Annotated in this window: 20 protein-coding genes and 1 pseudogene; 9 read left to right on the forward strand and 12 right to left on the reverse strand. The window is 69.5% G+C overall.

All coding sequences use genetic code 11. The annotated features are described in order from the left end of the window. Positions 1 to 771 carry an SDR family oxidoreductase gene (locus tag HKD39_RS06285; protein ID WP_171199409.1) on the forward strand — a complete coding sequence of 257 codons (771 nt, stop codon included), beginning with the start codon at positions 1 to 3 and terminating at the stop codon, positions 769 to 771. 87 nt (positions 772 to 858) lie between these two features. Here the strand turns inward: HKD39_RS06285 and HKD39_RS06290 are convergent, their stop codons facing one another. Continuing rightward, complete coding sequence (locus HKD39_RS06290) at positions 859 to 1,332, reverse strand: hypothetical protein (RefSeq protein ID WP_171199037.1); 474 nt, start codon at positions 1,330 to 1,332, stop codon at positions 859 to 861. 275 nt (positions 1,333 to 1,607) lie between these two features. On the opposite strand from HKD39_RS06290, the gene HKD39_RS06295 reads away from it, so the two are divergent. Then, a complete protein-coding gene (locus HKD39_RS06295; protein ID WP_343074623.1) occupies positions 1,608 to 2,441 on the forward strand; it encodes a MerR family transcriptional regulator in 834 nt (277 codons plus the stop codon). 253 nt (positions 2,442 to 2,694) lie between these two features. Here the strand turns inward: HKD39_RS06295 and HKD39_RS06300 are convergent, their stop codons facing one another. After that, positions 2,695 to 3,711: a polysaccharide deacetylase family protein gene (locus tag HKD39_RS06300; protein WP_171199038.1), complete on the reverse strand. Its 1,017-nt coding sequence runs from the start codon at positions 3,709 to 3,711 to the stop codon at positions 2,695 to 2,697. Here HKD39_RS06300 and HKD39_RS06305 point away from each other — a divergent pair. Continuing rightward, positions 3,698 to 4,141: a hypothetical protein gene (locus HKD39_RS06305; protein ID WP_171199039.1), complete on the forward strand. Its 444-nt coding sequence runs from the start codon at positions 3,698 to 3,700 to the stop codon at positions 4,139 to 4,141. The genes HKD39_RS06300 and HKD39_RS06305 overlap by 14 nt on opposite strands. Positions 4,142 to 4,489: 348 nt before the next feature. Further along, a complete protein-coding gene (locus tag HKD39_RS06310) occupies positions 4,490 to 5,818 on the forward strand; it encodes a citrate synthase (RefSeq protein ID WP_171199040.1) in 1,329 nt (442 codons plus the stop codon). A gap of 575 nt (positions 5,819 to 6,393) precedes the next feature. Here the strand turns inward: HKD39_RS06310 and HKD39_RS06315 are convergent. From HKD39_RS06315 to HKD39_RS06325, 3 genes and pseudogenes are all read right to left on the reverse strand, one after another. After that, positions 6,394 to 7,452, reverse strand: a complete 1,059-nt coding sequence (locus tag HKD39_RS06315; protein WP_171199041.1) for an ABC transporter permease subunit — start codon at positions 7,450 to 7,452, stop codon at positions 6,394 to 6,396. Between the two features lie 422 nt (positions 7,453 to 7,874). Continuing rightward, positions 7,875 to 8,414, reverse strand: a pseudogene (locus HKD39_RS20760) (ATP-binding cassette domain-containing protein); the annotation flags it as partial. After that, positions 8,411 to 8,854, reverse strand: a complete 444-nt coding sequence (locus HKD39_RS06325) for a GntR family transcriptional regulator (protein WP_425488424.1) — start codon at positions 8,852 to 8,854, stop codon at positions 8,411 to 8,413. The gene HKD39_RS06325 and the pseudogene HKD39_RS20760, both read right to left, overlap by 4 nt. A 263-nt stretch (positions 8,855 to 9,117) precedes the next feature. On the opposite strand from HKD39_RS06325, the gene HKD39_RS06330 reads away from it, so the two are divergent. Then, on the forward strand, positions 9,118 to 9,885 hold the full coding sequence (locus tag HKD39_RS06330; protein WP_171199043.1) for a dienelactone hydrolase family protein: 768 nt from the start codon (positions 9,118 to 9,120) through the stop codon (positions 9,883 to 9,885). 82 nt (positions 9,886 to 9,967) lie between these two features. Next, positions 9,968 to 11,260: a hypothetical protein gene (locus tag HKD39_RS06335; protein WP_171199044.1), complete on the forward strand. Its 1,293-nt coding sequence runs from the start codon at positions 9,968 to 9,970 to the stop codon at positions 11,258 to 11,260. A gap of 217 nt (positions 11,261 to 11,477) precedes the next feature. Here HKD39_RS06335 and HKD39_RS06340 read toward each other — a convergent pair whose 3' ends face one another. From HKD39_RS06340 to HKD39_RS06355, 4 genes are all read right to left on the reverse strand, one after another. Further along, the gene (locus tag HKD39_RS06340; protein WP_212754118.1) at positions 11,478 to 12,557 is read right to left on the reverse strand and encodes an aldose 1-epimerase family protein; all 1,080 of its coding nucleotides are present in this window, start codon (positions 12,555 to 12,557) and stop codon (positions 11,478 to 11,480) included. A gap of 12 nt (positions 12,558 to 12,569) precedes the next feature. Beyond that, positions 12,570 to 13,139 (reverse strand): hypothetical protein, encoded by a 570-nt coding sequence (locus HKD39_RS06345; RefSeq protein ID WP_171199045.1) that lies wholly within the window; start codon positions 13,137 to 13,139, stop codon positions 12,570 to 12,572. A gap of 262 nt (positions 13,140 to 13,401) precedes the next feature. After that, positions 13,402 to 14,007 carry a hypothetical protein gene (locus HKD39_RS06350; protein WP_171199046.1) on the reverse strand — a complete coding sequence of 202 codons (606 nt, stop codon included), beginning with the start codon at positions 14,005 to 14,007 and terminating at the stop codon, positions 13,402 to 13,404. A gap of 216 nt (positions 14,008 to 14,223) precedes the next feature. After that, positions 14,224 to 15,534 carry an MFS transporter gene (locus HKD39_RS06355; protein WP_343074624.1) on the reverse strand — a complete coding sequence of 437 codons (1,311 nt, stop codon included), beginning with the start codon at positions 15,532 to 15,534 and terminating at the stop codon, positions 14,224 to 14,226. 73 nt (positions 15,535 to 15,607) lie between these two features. On the opposite strand from HKD39_RS06355, the gene HKD39_RS06360 reads away from it, so the two are divergent. Continuing rightward, positions 15,608 to 16,546 (forward strand): DUF4862 family protein, encoded by a 939-nt coding sequence (locus HKD39_RS06360; protein ID WP_171199048.1) that lies wholly within the window; start codon positions 15,608 to 15,610, stop codon positions 16,544 to 16,546. A 46-nt stretch (positions 16,547 to 16,592) separates the two neighbouring features. On the opposite strand, the gene pdxH is transcribed toward HKD39_RS06360, so the two are convergent. Then, positions 16,593 to 17,276 (reverse strand): pyridoxamine 5'-phosphate oxidase, encoded by a 684-nt coding sequence (gene pdxH, locus HKD39_RS06365; RefSeq protein WP_171199049.1) that lies wholly within the window; start codon positions 17,274 to 17,276, stop codon positions 16,593 to 16,595. Between the two features lie 240 nt (positions 17,277 to 17,516). Here pdxH and serC point away from each other — a divergent pair, with 240 nt between their 5' ends. Next, complete coding sequence (gene serC, locus HKD39_RS06370; protein WP_171199050.1) at positions 17,517 to 18,668, forward strand: phosphoserine transaminase; 1,152 nt, start codon at positions 17,517 to 17,519, stop codon at positions 18,666 to 18,668. Positions 18,669 to 18,717: 49 nt separating this feature from the next. Here the strand turns inward: serC and HKD39_RS06375 are convergent, their stop codons facing one another. Continuing rightward, positions 18,718 to 19,464 carry a FadR/GntR family transcriptional regulator gene (locus HKD39_RS06375; protein WP_171199051.1) on the reverse strand — a complete coding sequence of 249 codons (747 nt, stop codon included), beginning with the start codon at positions 19,462 to 19,464 and terminating at the stop codon, positions 18,718 to 18,720. A gap of 84 nt (positions 19,465 to 19,548) precedes the next feature. Between HKD39_RS06375 and HKD39_RS06380 the strand changes: the two genes are divergently transcribed. Then, complete coding sequence (locus HKD39_RS06380; protein WP_171199052.1) at positions 19,549 to 20,418, forward strand: amidohydrolase family protein; 870 nt, start codon at positions 19,549 to 19,551, stop codon at positions 20,416 to 20,418. A 35-nt stretch (positions 20,419 to 20,453) separates the two neighbouring features. Here HKD39_RS06380 and HKD39_RS06385 read toward each other — a convergent pair whose 3' ends face one another. Next, positions 20,454 to 21,350 (reverse strand): ABC transporter substrate-binding protein, encoded by an 897-nt coding sequence (locus HKD39_RS06385; protein WP_343074640.1) that lies wholly within the window; start codon positions 21,348 to 21,350, stop codon positions 20,454 to 20,456. Between the last annotated feature and the right edge of the window lie 189 nt (positions 21,351 to 21,539).

Consider the following 21,539-nt stretch of genomic DNA (forward strand, 5'->3'; position numbering starts at 1 on the left):
ATGCCGGCCGACGCGCGGCGCCCGGCCGCGCTGGTGACCGGCGTCGGGCGGGCCAAGGGCATCGGCGCCGGGGTCGCCAGAGCGCTCGCCGCCGACGGCTGGGACCTGGCGCTGTCACACCTGCCCGATTACGACCATCGGCTCGGCCTGGTCGGTCACGACGCCGGCATCGCCCCGGTGATCGCCGAGCTGGAAGCGCTGGGTGCCACGGTCGTCCCGCTCGCCGGCGACCTGGCCGACCCCTCGGCGCCGGCCGCACTGCTGGCCGCGGCCGCCGAGACGCTCGGCCCGGTCGACGCGCTGGTGATGCTGCACACCGAGTCGGTGGACTCGTCGCTGCTGACCACCACCGTCGAGGCCTTCGACCGGCACTTCGCGGTGAACGCCAAGGCAGTCTGGCTGCTGGTGAAGGCTTACGCCGAGCAGCGCATCGCGGCCCAGCTGCCCGGCCGCATCCTCGCCTTCACCTCGGACCACACCGCGTTCAACCTGCCCTACGGTGCCAGCAAGGGCGCGCTCGACCGGATCGTGCTGGCCGCCGCGCGCGAGCTGGGCGAGCAGCGGATCACCGCCAACGTGGTCAACCCTGGCCCGATCGACACCGGTTGGATGGACGACGACGTCCGCGCCGCCGGCACCGCCCAGCAGCCCACCGGCCGGCTCGGCACCCCCAGCGACATCGGCGGTGTCGTCGCCTTTTTGCTGTCGCCGGCCGGCGCCTGGATCAACGGCCAACTGCTCTACGTCGACGGTGGTTTCTCCACCAAGTGAGCTGACGCCGTTGGCACGGTCAGTCTGTTGGCCCGGTCGGGCGGTTGGCCCGGTCAGTGGGCTGGCCCGGTCAGTGCGCCGGCACGGTCAGTCGGTTGAGACGGCCTCGGCCGGCGCGTTGCGCTCGGCGATCCGGGCCAGCGCGGCCAGCCCGGTGCGCAGGCCGTGCACCTCGGCCGGGGTCAGCACGCTGTCGATCTCGACGTCGACCGATTGCCTGGCCACCTCGATCACCTCGGCGGCGGCCCGACCTCGATCGGCGATGCGGAACCGCTGCCGGCCCGCGGCCGACATCAGGTAGCCGGTGCGGACCAGCTCGATGAGCAGGGCCCGGTGTCGTTCCGCCGGCTGCACAATCTGTCTGGCGAGCAGCTCGGCGATATGCCCGTGGCTATAGATGCCGTCAAGCACGTAGACCCCGAACGCCGACAGATCCTCGAAGCCGGATTCGTCCAGCGCCGCTCGGATCGCGCGTTGGTAGCCGTCCCGCGCGAACCGCAGCTGGCTGCTCAGTGCGGCCGGATCGCAGGTGTCCGCCTCATCGACGGAGAAGTCGCCCATACCGCAGATTAACCCTCTCCTGGATAGTTCCAGGTCCCCACGGTGGGCGGCATGGGGACTACTCCCGTGACCGCACGCTCGGGCAACAGACTGGACTCTTCCGTAACGTGAGGCTGCAGGGTGGGCTGCGGCGTCGACCGACGCCCGGCACCACCAGCATCGTCACACCAGCGCTGGACCGGCACTGGACCGGCGCTGGACCAGCACTGGACCGACGCCGACCAACCCCTGGCCGGCTCGGCCCCGGCCCGGTCTCGGCCAGAAGGAGCACGAACGTGAACGTTCGCTCGGCGCCCGCGCATCACGAGGCGGCGGCCCCGGCCGCCGACGGTTACAGCGTCGGCGCGGTGGCCAGGATGTCCGGGATCACCGTGCGCACCCTGCACCACTACGAGGAACTCGGCCTGCTGCAGCCGAGGCGCACCCGGGGCGGCTACCGCAGCTACTCCGCCGCCGACCTGGAGCGGCTCCGGCACGTGTTGTTCTACCGGGAACTGGGGATGCCGCTCGACGAGATCGGCACCCTGCTGGACGATCCGCAGCGCCGACCGGTCGACCACCTGCGCAGCCACCGGCAGCGGTTGCAGCGCCGGATCGACCGGCTCACCGAGATGCTGGCCGCCGTCGACAAAGAACTGGAGGCAGACACCATGGGAACCGAACTCACCCCGGAGGAGAAGCTGGAGATCTTCGGCGCCGAGTACGACCCGTCCTGGGAGGGCGAGGCCGAAGAGCGTTGGGGCCACACCGTTGCGTGGCAGCAGTCGGCGCAGCGCACCACGCGGTTCAGCAAGGAGCAGTGGCGCGCGATCAAGGCCGACGGCGACGCCTACCTGGCGAAGATCGCCGCTGCCAAGCGCCGCGGGGTCGACCCGGCCAGCCCCGAGGCGATGCAGCTCGCCGAGGAGCATAGGGCCGGCGTCGAGGTCTTCTACGACTGCAGCTACCAGATGCAGCGCGGGTTGGCCGACATGTACCTGGCCGACGAGCGGTTCAGCAAGACCTACGACGACGTCGAACCTGGTCTGGCGCAATGGATTCACGACGCCATCAACGCCAACGCCGACCGGCACGGCGCCCCGGCCCACGACTGCACGGCCTGGCAGTAGCGCGACTTGGCAGTAACAGGGCCTGGGACCAGCAGGGCCCGGCAGCAGCGTGGGGTGCTCTTCAGATATTCAGCACCACAGCCAAAAGCGGCCGGTTTCCGACCCCGGCGGGTCGGAAACCGGCCGCTTTTGTTGCTCTTGCTGAATTCTGCGCCGGGAGGCTTTCCGGAAGACGCGAGCCCGCAGCTCGGTCCTGGGCGCAGTTCAGCCTGGCCGCAGCTCAGCCTGGCCGGAGCTGAGCCCAGGCTGCAGCTCAGCCCTGGCCGGAGCTCGGCCCGGTGGCCACCGGCGGCAGGCCCTGCAGGTCGGCCAGCACCTTCGGATCCTGCAACTCCATCCAGGCGATGACGTCCTGGTAGGTGGTGCAGATGGTGTCCTTCTTGCCGCAGGTCTCCTTCATGAAGCTCAGCGCCGGGGCGTTGAAGGAGTCGCCGTTCCAGTTGTTGAAGTGGTTCGCCACCAGCATCGGCGCCCGGTTGCCGTTGAACGCCTGCTCGTACATGTAGTCGTAGGTGCCGCGGACGATCTTGCGCAGCTCCGGCGCGGTCTCCGGCTGCTCCTTGCCCTGGTTGAACTTGATCCAGAAGTTGTAGTCCATCGCGGTGACCATCGGGTTCTTGCCCTGCTTGGCGAAGCCCGGCGAGTAGACGTCCTGCATGTAGAACTCCCAGATGCCGTCGACCTTGGTCGGCCAGACCATGCCGGGAGCCTGCTGCTTCGAGGTGTCGTAGGTCATGCCGAACTTCTTCAGCGCCGGCGTCAGCTTCTTCAGATCGCCTTCAAGACAAGGAGTTCGGCCGCCCTTGATGGCGTCGGTCGGCACCTTGAGGTCGGGCGCGTCGGCGCCGACGCCGTTGATCTTCTTCCAGTCCTTCATGAAGGTGAAGAACTGCCCGAGCTCGGACTCCCAGTCGGCCGTCGACCAGTCGTCACCGCCCGGCGGGTTGTCGCTGCAGAAGTGACCGTTGAAGTGGGTGCCGATCTCGTGCCCGGCGGCGTAGGCCTTGTTCAGGTCCTCCACCTCAAGCACCACCTCGTCGCGGCTGCCGCCGAACCCGATCGAGGCCTTGCCCTTGGCGTGGCCCGGCCCGGTGTAGGCGTCCTTGTTGGCCGTCTCCAGCAGGTAGATGCCGGTGAGGAAGCCGACGAACCTCGAGTCGGTGGGCTTGGCCGCCTTGCTGAACGCCTCCCACTTGTCGTGGCTGCCGGCGCCGTCGAAGCTGAAAATGATGAACTGCGGCGGCTTCTCGCCCGGCTTGAGCTTCGTCATCGGCACGTTGCTGGCCGGACGCCCGTCCGCACCCGGCTTCGGCGCCAGCTTGCTCGCCGACGGTTTCGCCGAATCCGACGCTGCCGGAGCCGACGACCCCGCAGTCGACTCGGCAGCCGACGACGCGGGCGGCGCGGACGAGGACGCGGCCGGGCCGCTGCCCGCTGTCGAGCCGGCCGAACCGGCGGACCCTGAGCCGTCCTGGCCGGCGCTGTCGGTGGCAGCCCCGTCGCTTGAGCCGTCACCAGAGCCGCCGGCGGTGCCGCCGGTCTCCCCCGTGATGGTGGTGGAAACGGTCTGGGTGACCGGAGCGCCCTCGTTGCTGCCACTTGAGCAGCCCGCAACCAGCGCGGCCGTCGTACTGATGATTGCTGCCGGGACGATTCGTCGCAGGCGCATCCGCATCCCTTCGTCGATGTGGGTGGTGTGATCGGTCGGCGGCTACTCCCCCGGGCGAGAGCGCCGACCTCGACCCCCGCCTTAACCAGGGTGACATAACCGGGTGGGCCTGCCGACCACATCCGCCGGTGTCGGCGCGATCCTGCTCACGGTGGCCCGGATGAGGGCAAGTTCACGCCCGCCCGGTTGAACCCTCGCACCCCCCGGACAGTAGCGTGGAGACGAACGATTCGAACGATTCGACGGCGTTGTCTCCGGCCCAGCAGGCTCACGGCAGCGTCACGGTCATGATCCTGGGCTGCGTCCACGACACGCGTCGTGGGCAGGTGCGAGAACCTCGCCGCATCAGCCCTGGCCGAGCTGAAAGGGCGAAACCACGATGACCCAGGCCAGCACCTCAACCACCGATACCAAAGCCGGCAGCGACACCGCAGCCAAACTGAGCTACAACGGCACCGAGATGGACCTGCCGTTCGTGCCGGCCACCGAGGGCGCAGGCGGACTCGAGATCGGCAAGCTGCTGAGCACCGAGGGCGTTGTCACCCTCGACCCTGGCTACACCAACACCGGCTCGACCACCTCGAAAATCACCTACATCGACGGTGACGCCGGCATCCTGCGCTACCGCGGCTACCCGATCGAGCAGCTCGCCGAGAAGAGCAGCTTCCTCGAGGTCAGCTACCTGCTGATCCACGGCGAACTGCCCAGCAAGGACGAACTGCAGGCCTTCACCGACCGGATCAGCCGGCACACCCTGCTGCACGAAGACCTCAAGCGCTTCTTCGACGGCTTCCCCCGCGACGCGCACCCGATGCCGGTGCTCAGCTCGGCGGTGTCGGCGCTGTCGACCTTCTACCAGGATTCGCTCGACCCGTTCAACAAGGACCAGGTTGAGCTGTCCACCGTCCGGCTACTGGCCAAGCTGCCGACCATCGCCGCCTACGCCCACCGCAAGTCCGTCGGGCAGCCGCTGCTGTACCCGGACAACTCGATGACGCTGGTGGAAAACTTTCTGCGGATGTGCTTCGGGTTCCCGGCCGAGCCGTACGAGGTGAACCCCAAGCTGGCCAAGGCTCTTGACCTGCTCTTCATCCTGCACGCCGACCACGAGCAGAACTGCTCAACCTCGACGGTGCGGCTGGTCGGCAGCGCGCACACCAACCTGTTCGCGTCGGTGTCGGCCGGTATTCACGCCCTCGCCGGGCCGCTGCACGGCGGCGCCAACTCGGCGGTGCTGGAGATGCTGGACGCGATCCAGGCCGACGGCGGCGACATCAAGTCGTTCGTCAAGCGGGTCAAGGACAAGGAGCCAGGCGTCAAGCTGATGGGCTTCGGCCACCGGGTCTACAAGAACTACGATCCCCGCGCCGCCATCGTGAAGGCCACCGCCGACGACATCCTGAACGAGCTGCACGTCACCGACCCGCGGCTGGAGTTGGCCAAGGAGCTGGAGCAGGTCGCCCTCACCGACGACTACTTCATCTCCCGCAAGCTCTACCCGAACGTCGACTTCTACACCGGCCTGATCTACAAGGCCATGGGCTTCCCGACCAAGTTCTTCACCGTGCTCTTCGCGATCGGCCGACTCCCCGGCTGGATCGCGCAGTGGCGCGAGATGATCGAAGATCCGGCCTCGAAGATCGGCCGGCCGCGTCAGGTGTACGTCGGCGAGACCGAGCGGGATTACGTCCCGATGGACAAGCGCTGACAAGCGCTGACTCGGACTCTCGGCAAGGCCCGCACCGATTGTGGTGCGGGCCTTGTTGTTTGCGCTTGTTGGTGTCGCTTGTTGTTGTCGCGGCGCGTTGATTCGGAGTGGCGGCAGTCTCCGGGGTGACGGGCCCGCCTAGGCTTCGCTGGCTGCCCGAGCTCGCTCCGCTCCCTCGAGCAGCTGCCGCTGCAGAGTGCGGCGGGCCCGTCACCCCTGCGCCGGCCGGTTCTGCGGACGCGCACTCGGTGGTCAGCGCTCGCTGCACGGTGCGGCGGGCCCGTCACCCCCGCGCCGGCCGGTTCCGCGGACGCGCACTCGGTGCTCAACGCTCGCTGCACGGTGCGGCGGCCCCGTCACCCCTGCGCCAGCCGCTCCTGCGGACGCGCACCCGGTGATCAGCGCTACCTGCACGGTGCGGCGGCCCCGTCACCCCCGCGCCGGCCGGTTCCGCGGACGCGCATCGGGTGGTCAACAGTCGATGCAGGAGAACGACGACAACACCGCGGCCGGCTCGCCCCGACGCCGAGCCGGCCGCGATGGAGTACCTGCCGGAACTGTTGCGACACTTGGCGTTACAGGACCCGCCGGCGAATGCGCCACCGGCCGAGCGTGATGCCGAAGGCGGCGATCACAGCGCAGATCAGGCTCAGCGTCGCGACCAGCTGGCCGTAGCGCGCCGGGCTGAGAAAGCTCACGTACTTGTTCGTGACACCGGCTCGTTGGGCGCAGGCCTCCGACACTTTCCGCACCTGAGCCTCGGTCAGTTCCCCATCACCGTAGTCGCAGTCGAAGTACCCGACGGTCGCTCCACTGACCGTGACGAATCCTGTGGTGAAGTCCGTGGCCCCGTCCGGAACTCCTTGCACCGCCATATTGTCCGGGGGGCCGTAGATCTGATCGTGCGGGACCAGATATCCATATCCGAGATATCCGATTCCTACGATCACGGCCGCCGCGACGGGGAGCGCGACCACCAAGGCCGCAAACACGCCGCGGACATAGGTGCCAACCGGGATGGCGATGCCGAAGCTGAGCAACATCAGCGCCGCCGGAACGAGGCCATTCGCCTGGAACGCTGTCGCTTCGACCGACGGGAACGCTCTGATGCCGGCAACGTTCCCGAGCCAACCACAGAGCAGCCCGGCCGCGGCTTGCGCCACCAGCAACGGCACCGCCACCACGGCGCACTTCGTCAGGTACCAGCGGGTTCGGCTGACCGACTGGGTGAGCGCGAACACCGCGGTGCCGCGATCGCGTTCCTGCGAGACCACGGTGGCCCCACCGAGCACGCCCAGCAACACCGGCAGCACCAGCATCGGCAGCCGCGCCAGCGACCAGGCGTCGACCCAGTCCTGCACCTTGAGCCAGTCCTGACCGCACATCGCGACGCCGAAGTTCTCCGTCGGGTCCGGACAGGCCGGCGTGGTGTTGCGCAGGGTGTCAAGGGTGCTGACAAACCGCCACCGGATGAACAGTTGGGCCAGCACGGTGAGTGCCAGCAGCCCGACGCCGACCAGCACGAAGAGCCGGTGTTGACGCCAGGCCACCCACCACATCCCGTGTGGCGCAAGGCCTCTTGGCTGCTCGTCGGTGCCCGGCGTCCGGGCCGCGGGGGCCAGGTCCGTTGTCATGATGCCTCCCGAGTCGGGGCGGAGTCCAGATCGGAGAGTCCGGCAACTGCGGTACCTCTGGACCGGCGCAGCTGGGCGATGACGATCTCGTCGAGGCTGGGCCGCTCGGCGCTCCAGCCGGGCGGCGGCAGCGGTGCCGGGCCTTCCAGCAACACCGCGGTCTGCCGCGGTGTGCGCCGGACTTCTACCAGTTGCTCGCGTGGAATCCATTGCAGCGCAGCCGGTTCGCTTCCGGGGCCGATCAGCAGGGTGTGCCCGTCGATCACCTCGTCGGTCTCACCGCGCAGCGAGACCCGGCCGTCGGTGATCACCGCAAGGTCGCTGCAGACATGCTCGATCTCGCCGAGGATGTGGGAGCTCAGCACCACCGTCGTCCCCTGCTCGGCCACCGTCGACAGCAGGGTCTGCTGAACCTCCAAGCGCGCCAACGGATCCAGATCCGCCAGCGGTTCGTCCAGCAACAGCAGCTCCGGCCGGCGGGCGAACGCGATCGCCAGCGCCAACCGGCTGCGCTGGCCACCGGACAGGGCGCCGACCCTGGCTCGCTGATTCAGCTCCGCCTCGTCGCACAACCGCCGCGCCAACGCCGCGTCCCAGCGGACATTGAGATGTCTGGCGATCTGCAGCATGTCCGCTACCGTGCTGCGCCGGTACAGTGGCTTGTCCTGCGCGAGGAACGAGATCCGTTCCGGCGTACCGGTACTGCTCACCTGGCGCCCGTTGAAGCTCACCGTCCCCTCGGTGAGGTCCAGCAGGCCGGACACCGCCCTGAGCAGCGTCGTCTTGCCGGCACCGTTCGGCCCGAGCAGCGCGGTGATGGAACCGCGCCGCACCGTCAGCGTCAGGTCGCGCAGCGCCCACCCGCTACGAAATCTCTTACCCGCCTTGCGGATCCGCAGGACGTCGTCGGTCTCGGCGGCGGCAGTGTCCGGCTGGTGCGCAGCGTGTGGTGAGGTCGTCATCTGGTCCTCCCGAGGTTGTTGGAAGCGCTGCCGGACGGGGGCGCTGGGGCGGCGGGCGTGAAGACGTCGTCGAGCGCTGCGCCCAGCCAGGTCTCGATCTCCTGACGTGACAGCCCGGCCGCGCTGGCCGCCCGCAGCCAATCGCCGAGGGCGACGCCGAGTTCTCCGCGTGGATCGACCTGCGGCCGTGCGGTCGACCGGGTGATGAAGGTGCCGGCGCCGACCCGCCCTTCGGCCAGACCGAGGTGTTCCAGTTCCCGGTAGGCCTTGAGCACGGTGTTCGGGTTGATCGGTGTCACCGCAACGACTTCCCTGGCCGGCGGCAGCCGGCCGCCCTCGCGCAGCCGACCCAGCAGCAGCGCCTGCTGCACCTGGTCGACGATCTGCAGATACGGGGGTGTCCCCGACCGCCGATCGATCCGGAACTCGATCACGGACACAATTACACCATATCCCTAGTGCAATGAGTCAATAGCCGCGCCGACCCTGACGGGGATCCGGCGGCCTGCCGCATGGACGTCCCGGTTCGCCGCGGGCTCCGGGATGGCGGACCGCCGTTCCCCGTACCTCGATCGCGAGAACGGGCCGGCCGCCCAGGTGTGGCATGACTGAGTGCCAGGTACCTCGCTCCCGCGGCCGATGCCCCGGGCCGACGCGACCGTCCGGGTTGCCGGCAGCCAACGGCAGCGGCAAGACTCGACCCATGCCGATGATCAGCATCGAGGTACCCGACGCGCCGGGACCTGCCGGTACCGCGGAGGCCTACCTGGCCGAGCCGGGCGGGCGGGACGTCTCCGGCGGCGGGGTGCTGCTGGTCATGGACGCGATCGGGCTGCGCCCGCAGCTCGAGCGGATGGCCGACCGCATCGCCGGCTGGGGCTATCCGACGCTGGCGCCGAATGTCTTCTACCGCAAGGGATCCGCCGCGGAGCTGGCGCCGAGGGAGGATCTGCGCGTCCCGAAGGCGCGGGAGGCGTTCTTCCGCAAGGCCATGCCGCGGGTGAACGCCCTCACCGCCGAGCTCGCCGAACGCGACATCCCCGGCTACCTGGCCGCGCTGCGGCACACCCTCGGTGACCCGGACGCCGAAGTGGCGGTGGTCGGGTTCTGCATGGGTGCCCGGCTGGCCGTCCGAGCGGCAGGTCTTGACCCGAACGTGGTGGCCTGCGCGGGATTTCACGGCGGCGGACTGGCCACCGACGCCGACGACAGCCCGCACTGGCGGCTGGCGACGGCGCGCGCCGAGTTCGTCTTCGGCCACGCCGACAAAGACCGATCGATGCCACCGGAGGCCGTCGCGGAACTAGGCGCCGCCATGGACAAGATAGGACTGACCTACCGCAACGAGATCTACCCCGGCGCGCCGCACGGCTACACCATGGAAGACACCTCGTCGTTCCAGCGGGCCGGCGCCGAGCGCGCCTTCACCGAACTGCGCGCGCTGCTGGAACGGACGCTCCCCCGGCCCTGACCCCGCTGGTGCGGCGGCCTGGGGAGTTGTCCCCATGGGCGTCGGCGAACCAGATCGAACCGGGTCGCGTCGCATTCCCCGAGTGCCCGAACTGCGGGTGCACGACGAGGGGATCTGTATGAACGGCAAGAAGATCGTCGCAGCTGTGACCGGCACCGCTGCCCTGGTCGGCGGGCTGGTGGTGTTGGGGGCGCAGCAGTCCACCACCGCGCCCAGCAACGCCGCGGCGGCACAGCAGTCGGTGACGGACCGGGGCGGCAATCCGCGGATGTGGGACGCCCAGTGGCAGTCGGACACCGATCCGCAGGTGCACTACTTCCCGGCCAAGGCCGACCTGAACGGCAGGGCCGGAACGTCGCTGAACGCGCAGACCCTGGTGGAGGACGCCTACCGGATGGGCGACAACGTCCCTGTGGTGTGCCAGGCCACCGGCGAAACCGCCTACGGCAGCACGATTTGGGACAAGACCGCCGACGGCTACTACGTCGCCGACGCCTACGTGAAGACCGGCACCGACGGGTTCGCCGACGGCGTCCCGCGCTGCGAGGATCAGGGGGTTCCCTTCGAGCAGCGGCCGGCTGATCCGCCCGCACCCGAACCCGCGCCGCAGCCGGAGCCGCCGGCCCAACCTCAGCCGCCCGCGGAGCCCCAGCCGGCCAACGGTGTCAGGGTGTTCCCGGCCAAGACCGAGGCCACCATCATGGACGGCAAGCGCGCCGACGCCAGGGTGGTACGCACGGTACCCGCCGGGTTCCAGGTCGAGGTGGTCTGCCAGGCCTACGGCGGTTCGGCGGCGGGCTCCAACATCTGGAACAAGACCACCGACAACCTGTGGATTCCGGATCAGCAGCTCAAGACCGGCACCGACGGCATGGTGGAGGGCATGGCGCGGTGCGACAACGACCAGCCGGCCGGCGGCGGCAGTGTCGGCGGCGCCATCTCCCGTGACGAGGTGATCAGCCGCGGCTACTTCTGGGTGAACCAGAACATCCCCTACTCGATGGACACCAACGTGACCTACCCTGACCCGCAGGGCAAGGGCTACCGACCCGACTGCTCCGGCTTTGTCTCGATGGCCTGGCGGCTGCCGAGCGCGCTGAGCACCGTGAGCCTTGGCAGCGTCGCGACCCGGATCGAGTGGGAAGACCTGCAGCCCGGTGACGCGGTCGGGACCATCGGGCCCGGCACCGGCGGTGCGGCCGGACACGTCGTGCTGTTCCTGCGGTGGGCCAACGCCGAGCACACCCGCTTCGTCACGCTGGAGGAGCGCGGCGGCGGGCACGGCGCCATCCAGTACGAGCGCGCCATCAACTACCCGACGGCCGGCGGTGCCTTCACCGCCAAGCCGTGGCGGTACAAGAACATCAACGGCTGACGCCCAGCCTCAGCGGCCACCGCGGTGGCGAGCGGTCATCGATCACCTGCTGATCGGACCGCCCGCCACCGCGGTTCGGCGTTTGCGGTGCCGGCGCCGGCACGGCAGCCAACCGGGCCCTGCTCGGGGTGCAACGGCTTCCACCCGTTGGCACGGATTCCCGGCCCGGCCCCAGCAACGGCGGCAATGGCGCCGCCGATCGTTACGCCGAACCCGATCAGTCGCCCGGTGTCAAACCCCAACGCGCGGACCAACTCTCGCCCGGCTGAACCGTGAGCAGGTCGCGTCCGGAGCGCAACGCGTTGGCGCAGCACGTCATCGGCTCGACGGCGACGGCAAGGCGACGATCGGAGCCGTGACCGGGAAAATCCGGCGGGGTGTAGACCTGCGCCCAGCGGAAGTCTGGGTCGGTCCACAGCGTGAGGGTGCGGCCGTCGGGGCCGCTGAGCCGGTGCTCGAACCGCTCACCGCCACCGGGCGCCGCGACGGCGACGAAATCGGTGAGCGCGTCATTGCAGCTCACCTCGCCCAGCAGCGCACCGTCCCGCAGGTCGGCGCCCTGATTCCCGACCGGCTCGAAACCGGTTGGCAGGAAACGCTTGTCGGTCACGGCCCTGGTCGCACCGGTGACCTGCAGGGTGAGCTGCTCGACGGGCGTGTCGCCGACCCGCAGATAGGGATGCGCGCCGACGCCGAACACCGCCGGCTCGGCGCCGCGGTTGGTCACGGTGTGCGTCACCAGCAAGCCGGCGTCGGCGAGTTCATAGCGAACGAAAGTATCAAGGTTGAACGGCCAGCCGTGCTGCGGCACCACCTCGGCGTGCAGCGTCACCGATTCCGGCGTCTGCTCCACCACCCGGTAGACGGTGTTGCGGAGCAGCCCGTGGATGGCGGTGTTGCGCGACACCTCGGTGATGTCGAGTTGCTGGGCCGACCCGTCGGGAGCGGTCCACTGGCCGTCCTCGGTGCGATTCGGCCACGGCGCAAGCACAATGCCGCAGCCCATCGGCGGCAGCTGCTCGTCCGGCCAGGTCTCGGTGTAGTGCGTGCCGTCGATGCTGAACTCGCGCAGCACCGCGGCCACCTGGCCGATCACCGCCCTGGCCGGGCCGCGGGTCAGCACGAACTGCTCGCCGCTGGCCGGGCGCTGCCCGACCGCCCCGGTGCTCGCTGAATCCGTGCCGCTCACCGAATCTGCGGTGCTCACCGCATCTGTGCTGCTCACTGAATCCGTGCCGCTCACCGCATCTGTGCTGCTCACCGCATCTGTGCTGCTCATCGCATCTGTGCTGCTCATGGAGGCAGGGACTCAGCGAGCCAGGCCGGCGAAGTGCGAGAGCGCCCGGCCGAACTGCAGCAGCCGCTGCATCTGCGCGAGGCCGCCATCGTTCACCGACTTGGAGAACCGGTAGGTCTCGACGAACTGCGTCGTCCTGGTCTCGTTGGCGTCCGACAGCTCCGTCATCGACCGCTCGGGGGTCTGCGTCGACAGGTACAGCATCACCGCGTTGAGGGTGCGGTTGCCGTTCGGCTCGGTGCGGAAGCGGGTGCGCAGCCCCTGATCGACGATGGCGCTCAGCGGAACGGTGCGCACCGACGAGGAGAACATCAGCTGGTCGGGACGATCTTCGTCGGCCTCGTCGTCGCCGTGCCAGAGCACCAGCCGGCGCCCGTCGGTGACGGCGACCTCCTGCCACAACGACTCGCCCCACGGCTGCGGCGAGGCCACCCGCTCCAGCGTGAACGCCTGCACCTGGCCCAGATCCATCACCCCGGCCACCGCTTCCAGCGCGGCGTCGGAATCGCGCACATAGGCCCGGACGGCCTCGTCGAGCTGCTGGTAGGGCGCCCAGTCTTGTGGGTTGTGGGCTTGAGTCATCTGCTCTGGTCCTCTCCAAGAAAGACGGCATGGTCGATGCCGGTGGTCGGTGGTGGCTCGGATCGCGCCCCGCACCTCACGATGTCCGCGGCGCCGCCGGGCGCGCGACGAACCTTCTCCCATCGCGGCAACCCTGCCCAGCAGTATTGCCTGCCATTGCGGCGAGCGTCGCGACCAGCGGTGCCGCTCGCCCCGGATTTCAGCGGTCAGCGCAACGGTGGCCGCGGCGGTTGCGGGTGCGGGTGCCGGTGCGGCGGCAGGTTCAGCGCTTGCTGTTCAGCCAGCGTTTGGCCGGCTCGGTGGCCAGCAGCGCCAGTCCGATGATCGGCATCACCGCATACACCACGGCCCAGAACACGCCGGAGGCGTCCGCTCCTGACGGGATCACCAAGGTGAACGCCCAGGCGACCGACAGCGCGATCGATGCGTAGTTGGCGATCTGCACCAGGCGCGGGTTTCCACCGGCCACCTGGACGCCGCCAGCGATCAGCAGCCCGCCGACCAGCAACCCAGCGACACCGAGCGCGATCAGCCAGGCACCGATGTTGTTGCCGGACGCGCCGAAGAAGTCGTCCTGCAATACCTGTCCACCGGCGAACGCGGCGATGGCACCGAACAGCACAAGGCTCGCCTGCACGTAGGCCAGCACCGCGGTGGCGGTGACGCTGCTGGGGCGGAGGTTGGCACCGTAGGCCTGCGGATAACCTTGCGGATAACCCTGCGGGTAGCCCGCGTAGCCGGATTCCGCTGCGGCATAAGGCTTCTCGGACGACGGGTAGCCGCCGGTCTCCGGCCGTCCCGGCCCGTACTGGGGGAACTGCTCCCCCGACGGTTGACTGTCGCCGCCGGTGTTCCAAGGCTGGCTCATCAGACTCCCCTGTTCGTCCTGCTCATCCCAGTGACTCAGCCGGCGGCGACGCCGCGGCGGCCGGTGCGCCCGGTCGCGACCGACCGCCGGGAAGATCACCGACGGTCGCCCACGTCCGGACAGACTGGACATGATTGTGCCGGATGCCCGCCCCGATCCGAACCGTTACCAGCGATGTCGCTCGATGATCGGGCACTCTCCCGCCGGGCCGACGTCTCACTCGACGCGATCGACGGTGTTCTGCGGCGTCACCGAGCGGCTGTCGAAGCGCCACAGCGAACGGCCGAGCAGCGCGGCGATCACCGTGCCGACAATCACCAGCACCCCGCCGCCGATCACCGCGGCCGAGGTGGACCAGGCGTCGGCGGCCAGCCCGTGCACCAGGTCGGCCAGCCGCGGGCCACCGGCCACCACCACGGTGAACACGCCCTGCATGCGGCCGCGCATCGAGTCGGAGATCGCGGTCTGCAGGATCGACGAACGGTAAGTGGCACTCACCATGTCGGCCCAGCCGCCGACCGCAAGGTAGAACACCGCGAGCCACAGCAGTGAGGTGGTGCCGAACAGGATCACCGCGACGCCCCACAGCAGGATCGCCAGCACGATGGCGACGCCCTGCCGGGTGACGCGGCTGAGCCAGCCGCTGGTGAGCCCGCCCAGCAGCGTGCCGATGGCCATCCCGGCGTTCAGCAGGCCGAGTTGCCAGCCGCCGCCCGGCTGCCCGCCGAAGGTCTGCTCCGCCATGTCCGGGAACAGCGCGCGCGGCATGCCGGCGACCATCGCGATGATGTCGACGACGAACGTCATCAGAATCAGCGGCTGGGTGCGCAGGAACCGCAGCCCGTCCAGCACCGACGCGCGCTTGCCGGTCCGCTCCAGCGGCGGCAGCGGCGGCAGCCGGAAGATCGCGTACAGCACGGCGAACACCGCGATCGCCTCGATGGCATACAGCCAGGCAACGCTGGTGACCGACAGCAGGATCCCGGCCAGCAACGGCCCGCCGAGCACGGCGAAGCCGAACACGGTGAACCCCAAGGCATTTGCCGACGGCACCAGCTCGGTGGGCACCAGCCGCGGGATCACCGCCGACCTGGTCGGCTGGTTGACGGCGAAGAAGCCCTGCTGGACCGCCATCAGCGCCATGATCACCACCACCGAAGGCGAGTGCGCCAGCGCCTGGATCCACAACCCGAGCGCGCACACCGCAATACCGGTCGAGGTGATCATCAGCAGCTTGCGGCGATCGTAGGTGTCGGCGATGGCCCCGCCCAGCAGTCCGAACGCCACCAGCGGGACTAGCGCCACCAGCGACGCCACCCCGATCAGCGCGTTGCTGCCGGTGATGTCGAAGATCTGTTGCTGCACGGCGACGGTGGTGATCATCGAGCCGACAGCCGGCGGGATGCCGCCGAGGAACAGGCGGCGATAAGCCGGGTAGCGCAGCGGCCGTAGATCCGGTCCGAATCTGTTCCGCGGCGGCAGTTCCGCTTGCTGCGGTGCCGGCGGTTCGGCCTCTGGCGTGCTCACCGGAGGGACTCTACGAGCCGGACACGCCGCCCCACCCTTGCAGGTCGACCAGGCATGGTGAAACATGATTTCGGTGAGCTACATCGTTGGCGCCTACGCCGCCAGTCCCACCGACACCAAGAGCAAGGAATTCGCCCAGCTGTATCAGCGGCTGGCCGACAATCCGTTGGTCGGTGGCCTTGAACTGCCCAGCCACCACCTCGCCGACCCCGCCGCAACGGCCGCCATCGCCGCGGCTGCCGGCCCCGCCGGCTGGCGGCACATCGTCACCTGCTTCCCCGGCACCATGTTCGCCCTTGCCGACGACCCGACAGCGGGGCTGGCCGCCGACGACGACGCCGCCCGCGGCCGCGCCGTCGCCAGGATACGGGCGCTGGCCGAGCACATCGCCGGGTTCGTTGCCACCGGCGGCGGCGAGATCGGCACCGTGCTGCTGCACTCTGCGCCGCGCGGCGGCAGCGCCGCGGCGCTGCGCCGCTCGCTGACCGAGTTGGCCGACATCGACTGGGGCACAGCGCAACTGGCGATCGAACACTCCGACGCGCCGGCACCGGGCCACACCGCGGAGAAGGGCTTCCTCACCCTTGACGACGAGCTGGCGGCGGTCGCCGATCTGCCGAACGTCGGGGTGCTGGTCAACTGGGGCCGCTCGGCGCTGGAGACCCGGTCGGCGGACGGCCCGGTGCGGCACCTTGACGCCACGGCGGCGGCCGGCAAGCTGACCGGGCTGATGTTCTCCGGGGTGGCCGACACCGACAACAGCTACGGCGCGGCCTGGACCGACGGTCACCTTCCGCCGACGCCGGTGGCGCCGGCGTCGCTGATGACAGTGGCCGAGATGGCCCGCAGCCTGCAGGCGGCCGGTAACCCGAAAGTGTTGGGCGCCAAGGTGAGTGCCCGCAAGCTGGACGGCAGCGCCGGCGACCCGAGCCTGCAGGATCGGCTCGGCGTCATCGAGCAGACCCTGCAGGCGGTCGAGCAAGCAAGGCAGGCCGCGCCGGCCGTCTCCTGAGGCGGGTAGCCCGCGTCGGCTGTCTGAGCCGGTGGCCCGCGCCGGCTCAGGGCGCCAACCGCTCGGTGACCCAGCGGTTGTCGTTGATGCGGAAGCGCAGCCGATCGTGCAACCGGCCCTCGCGACCCTGCCAGAACTCCACCTCGTCCGGCACGATGCGCCAGCCGCCCCAGCGCGGCGGCACCGGCACCGGCTGCGCGTCCGGCCCGTCGTCGAGGCCGCCGTAGCGCTGCTCGATCTGGTGTTGGGCGTCGTCCAGCGTGGCCCGGTCGGGCACCACGGACGACTGTGGGCACAGCGTGCTGGCCCATGCCCCGATCTGGCTGCCCCGCGGACGCTGCTGCCAGTAGGCCTGAGTCGTTGCGGCATCGACCTTCTCGACCCGGCCGCGTACGTGCACCTGGCGCCGGATCGGCAACCAGGAGAACGTTGCGGAGGCCACCGGGTGCGCGCCCAGATCGGTGCTCTTGGTCGATTCATAGTTGGTGTAAAAGACCACACCGCCGGCGTCAACCTGCTTGGCCAGCACGTTGCGGGTGTGTGGCCGGCCGTCGGCCGACACGGTGCCGAGCACCATCGCGTTCGGCTCGGTGACCTGCGCGCTGACCGCCTCGGCCAGCCACCGCTCGAACTGCTCGTCCCAGCTCGGCGCCAGGTCCACCGCATCGAACGGCGCCCCGGCGTACTCCACCCGCATGGCCGCAACGTCCGGACTCACCGCATCGCTCATACTCCCGACCCTATCCAGCCGGTGAGCCGGCCGGCCGGCACCTCACAGCCGAGATTGCGCATCACAGCCGGCTTCGTTGACGAACCGGGCTGTGACGCGCGAACTCGGCTGTGACGCGGCGCTCGGCGGGGGCACCCGCGGATCGGGCGGCGGCCCGCGATGGGAGAATGGCGGCTTCGAGCCAACTTGCCGGGCTCCAGTTTGTTGGGGCGCGCCCGGCCCGCCAGGGAGTACGTCACGATGAGCCCAGCCCCGGAGTCGATCGTCATCCCGCAGCAGCTCAAACCTTCCGACGGGCGGTTCGGTTGCGGCCCGTCCAAGGTGCGGCCCGATGCGGTGGCGGCGCTGGCCGCGACCGGGACGACACTGCTGGGCACCTCGCACCGGCAGCCACCGGTGAAGAACCTGGTCGGGCACATCAGGGAGTCGCTGGGCACCCTGCTCGGGCTGCCGGCGGACTACCAGGTGGTGCTGGGAAACGGTGGCAGCACAGCCTTTTGGGACATGGCGGCGCTGAGCCTGGTCCGTGAACGGTCGCAGCACGTGGTGTGCGGCGAGTTCTCCGGCAAGTTCGCCGCGGCCGTCGGCGCCGCCCCGTTCCTGGCCGAACCGTCGGTGCTGCGGGTGCCACCAGGTTCGGCGACGGAACCGGTGGCCGACCCCGATGTCGACGTCTACGCCTACGCCCAGAACGAGACCTCGACCGGGGTGGCGGTCCCGGTGCGGCGTCCTGAGGGTGCGGGCGAGGATCAGCTGGTGCTGGTGGACGCCACCTCGGGCGCAGGTGCGCTGCCGCTGGATGCCACCCAGGTGGATGCGTATTACTTTGCGCCGCAAAAGGTTTTCGGCTCAGACGGTGGGCTCTGGTTGGCCGCACTGTCGCCGCGGGCGGTGCAGCGGGCCGCCGAGATCGATGGCACCGACCGCTGGATCCCCGAGTCGCTGTCGCTGACCCTCGCCGCCGAGAACTCGGCCAAGAACCAGACGTTGAACACCCCGGCGCTTGCCACCCTTTTCCTGCTGGCGAACCAGCTGGACTGGCTGCTGGCCAACGGTGGGCTGCCGTGGGCCATCGAGCGCAGCGCCGATTCGTCCGGCCGGTTGTACCGGTGGGCGCAGGAGCGGCCGTTCACCGAGCCGTTCGTCGCCGACCCGCGGTACCGCTCACCGGTGGTCGGCACCATCGACTTCGCCGATAGCGGGCCGGACGCCGTTGACGCCGCGGCGGTGGCCACAGCGTTGCGGGCCAACGGGATCGTCGACACCGAGCCGTACCGCAAGCTCGGCCGCAACCAGTTGCGGATCGGCATGTTCCCGGCCGTGGAACCGGACGACGTCACGGTGCTGACCGCGTGCATCGACGCGGTGGTCGACCGGCTCCGCACCGACTGATTACCGGCCGAAAGCCGCCGATTGCCGGCAGGGCCCGATTGCCGGCGGGTCAGCGCTGCTCGGCGGCACCCGGCTCGGCACCGTCACCGGCCAACTCGCCCGGCTCCGGCGCATCGCCGGTGGCCACCTGGGCGCGCCGCAACCAGGCCTCGACCCCGGCGATGTGCACGGTGGCGCAGGACGAGGCCAGCACCGAGTCCCCCGCCTCGATGGCGTCCAGAATGCCCTGGTGCTGCTCGATGGTCTTGGCGACGGCATCCTCCTGGGTGAGGCCGCGCCACACCCTGGCCCGCTGCGTCGGCATCGAGATCGAGTCGAGCATGCCGGCCAGCACCGGATTCCCTGCGGCTTTCGCTATCGCCGAGTGGAAGGCCAGATCCCGTGCCACCAAATCGGTGACGGAGGTGGTGAGGCTGTCCTGCTCAACGGTCTGTCTGAGCTCGGCCACCTGGTCCGCCGGCATCACCGCGGCGGCCATCGCGGTGGCCGCCGGCTCCAGGATGCGGCGGACCTGCAAGAAGTGCAGCACCGAATCGTCGGAGTGGAAGTCCATCAAGAACCCCATGGCGTCCAACAACACCTGGGGTTCCAGGCTGGAGACGTAGGTGCCGTCGCCCTGCCGCACCTCGAGTATGCGGACCATGGACAGCGCTTTCACCGCTTCCCGCAACGAGTTCCGGGACAGACCGAGCTCGGCCGCCAGATCGGGTTCGCGGGGCAGCCGCTGACCGGGCCCCAACCGCCCTGAGACGATCATCTGCTTGATCTTGTCGATCGCCTCATCGGTGACTGCCATGGTCGACCTTCTCTCTCTGCGACACCGCTGACAAGCCTGCTCCGGCACCGTGATCGGCGACCGCGGTGCGACACTGTGCCGGTGATGTCCACCGCCGCGAACCCCGCACCGGCCTTCATCGACACCCACGTGCACGTCTGGGATCTCGACGGAGGTGGGCCGTTCGGTGTCAGCTACCCGTGGTTGGGTGATCATCTTCCGCTGTTGAATCGAACCTATCGGCTCGATGAGCTGAATCCGGAACTGGATGCCGCCGGTGTCGACGCCATTGTGCTGGTGCAGGCCGCCGACTCGTTGGCCGAGACCGACGAACTGCTGCGGGTGACCGCCGGGTCGCCCCGGCCGGCACGGGTCACCGGATGGTTGCCACTGAACGACGCGGGGGCCACCGCCGCCGCGCTGCGGGCCCGCTCCGATGCCGACGCGCTGGTCGCGGTGCGGCATCTGATCCATGACGAACCCGACCCGGAGTGGCTGCTGCGCACCGACGTCGCCGCCGGCATGCAGGTGCTCGCGGATGCCGGGCTCGCCTTCGAGGCGGTCGCCGAACGCGAAGACCTGCTGGCGCAGGTGCCGACGGTGGCGCGCCGGCATCCGAACCTCACGGTGGTGCTCGACCATCTCGGAAAACCGCCGCTCACCGGCGATCTGGGGCGCTGGCGGGAGTTGCTGGCCGCCGCGGCGGCGGAGCCCAACGTGGTCGCCAAGCTGTCCGGGCTCGGCACCGTTTCCCCGCAGCCCTTCTCGGCGGTGGACTGGCAGGACGCCGTCGACCACGCGGTCGCCGTCTTCCGGCCGGACCGGTTGATGCTCGGCGGCGACTGGCCGGTGGCCCTGCTGGCCGGCAGCTACTCGGTCACCTGGCAGGCCGGTCTCGACGCGATCGCCGGGTTGGACGAAAGCGCCCGGGCGGCGATTCGCGCTGGAACCGCCGCCCGGGTCTATCGCTTCTGAGCCCGCACGCCCCAACCGTTACCAGTGGGCCGCCGTTACTTGTAGATGACCGCCTGGATCTTCGGGTCGTCGATGTTGGACTTGTCGTACCAGAAGAATCCGGTGTCGACCTTCTCCGGCAGCGGCTCGCACTTGAGCGCCTTCACCGCAGACTCGACCACCTGCTCGCCGATGCCGATCGGGTTCTGGGTGATCGCCCCGGCCTCCGTGCCGTTCTTGATGGCGTCGATCTGGGCCTGGCCGGAGTCGAAGCCGACAACGGTGATGCCCTTCTTGCCGGACTCCTTGACGCCCTGCACCACGCCGATGGCCGAGCCCTCGTTGGAGCCGTAAATGCCGGCGATATCAGGGTTTCCGGCGATGATCGACTTGGCCAGGTCGGCAGACTTCGCGGTGTCGCCGCCGCCGTACTGCGGCTCGAGCACCTTGATGTCCGGCTCGTTGGCCTTCATGTACTCGAGGAACCCGTCCCGGCGGTCCATGCCGGTCTGCGAGGTCTGGTCGTGCACCACGACGCCGACAGTTCCCTTGTGGTCGATCAGGTCCGCCATCTGCTTGGCGGCCTCTGCGGCCGCCGCCTTGGAATCGGTGGCCGCTGTGGTCAGCGGGATGTCGGAGTCCACACCGGAGTCGAAGGCGATCACCGGGATCTTGGCGTCCTGGGCCTGCTTCAGGATCGGCTCGGAAGCCTTGGAATCCAACGCCGCGAAGCCGAGCGCGTCCGGCTTCTTGTTCAGTGCCGTCTTCAGCATGTCGAGCTGCGGCTGGATGTCGGATTCGGAGGCCGGTCCGTCGAAGGTGATGGTGGCCCCCAGCTCCTTGGCCTTGGACTCGGCACCCTGCTTGACGGCCTGCCAGAACTGGTGCTGGAAACCCTTGGACACGATGGCGATGTACGGGTTGGCCTTGGTGGACGGCGTGCAGTTCGCCATCACCCTGGTGGCCTCGGCGGAGGCCGCTCCCGACCCGGCTGCCGAACCGGAACCGGCTGCGCCGCCGGAACTCTGCGCCGCCCCGCCCGATCCTGGGGCTGCCGAACTACCGGCATCGCCGCTGGCCGCGCCGTTGCTGCCGGCTGCACCGTTGCTGCCGGCGGTGCCGGCCGAGCCGGTGTCGGTGGT

This window comes from Nakamurella aerolata (genome assembly GCF_013002705.1).
Taxonomy (GTDB): Bacteria; Actinomycetota; Actinomycetes; order Mycobacteriales; family Nakamurellaceae; genus Nakamurella; species Nakamurella aerolata.

Bases quoted from the DNA above. Each gene is read 5' to 3' on its own strand.
- HKD39_RS06285 (WP_171199409.1), top strand. From the start codon at position 1: ATGCCGGCCGACGCGCGGCGCCCGGCCGCGCTGGTGACCGGCGTCGGG.
- HKD39_RS06290 (WP_171199037.1), bottom strand. From the start codon at position 1,332: ATGGGCGACTTCTCCGTCGATGAGGCGGACACCTGCGATCCGGCCGCA.
- HKD39_RS06300 (WP_171199038.1), bottom strand. From the start codon at position 3,711: ATGACGAAGCTCAAGCCGGGCGAGAAGCCGCCGCAGTTCATCATTTTC.
- HKD39_RS06310 (WP_171199040.1), top strand. From the start codon at position 4,490: ATGACCCAGGCCAGCACCTCAACCACCGATACCAAAGCCGGCAGCGAC.
- HKD39_RS06315 (WP_171199041.1), bottom strand. From the start codon at position 7,452: ATGACAACGGACCTGGCCCCCGCGGCCCGGACGCCGGGCACCGACGAG.
- HKD39_RS06330 (WP_171199043.1), top strand. From the start codon at position 9,118: ATGCCGATGATCAGCATCGAGGTACCCGACGCGCCGGGACCTGCCGGT.
- HKD39_RS06340 (WP_212754118.1), bottom strand. From the start codon at position 12,557: ATGAGCAGCACAGATGCGATGAGCAGCACAGATGCGGTGAGCAGCACA.
- HKD39_RS06345 (WP_171199045.1), bottom strand. From the start codon at position 13,139: ATGACTCAAGCCCACAACCCACAAGACTGGGCGCCCTACCAGCAGCTC.
- HKD39_RS06350 (WP_171199046.1), bottom strand. From the start codon at position 14,007: ATGAGCCAGCCTTGGAACACCGGCGGCGACAGTCAACCGTCGGGGGAG.
- pdxH (WP_171199049.1), bottom strand. From the start codon at position 17,276: ATGAGCGATGCGGTGAGTCCGGACGTTGCGGCCATGCGGGTGGAGTAC.
- serC (WP_171199050.1), top strand. From the start codon at position 17,517: ATGAGCCCAGCCCCGGAGTCGATCGTCATCCCGCAGCAGCTCAAACCT.
- HKD39_RS06375 (WP_171199051.1), bottom strand. From the start codon at position 19,464: ATGGCAGTCACCGATGAGGCGATCGACAAGATCAAGCAGATGATCGTC.
- HKD39_RS06380 (WP_171199052.1), top strand. From the start codon at position 19,549: ATGTCCACCGCCGCGAACCCCGCACCGGCCTTCATCGACACCCACGTG.
- HKD39_RS06385 (WP_343074640.1), bottom strand. From the start codon at position 21,350: ATGGCGAACTGCACGCCGTCCACCAAGGCCAACCCGTACATCGCCATC.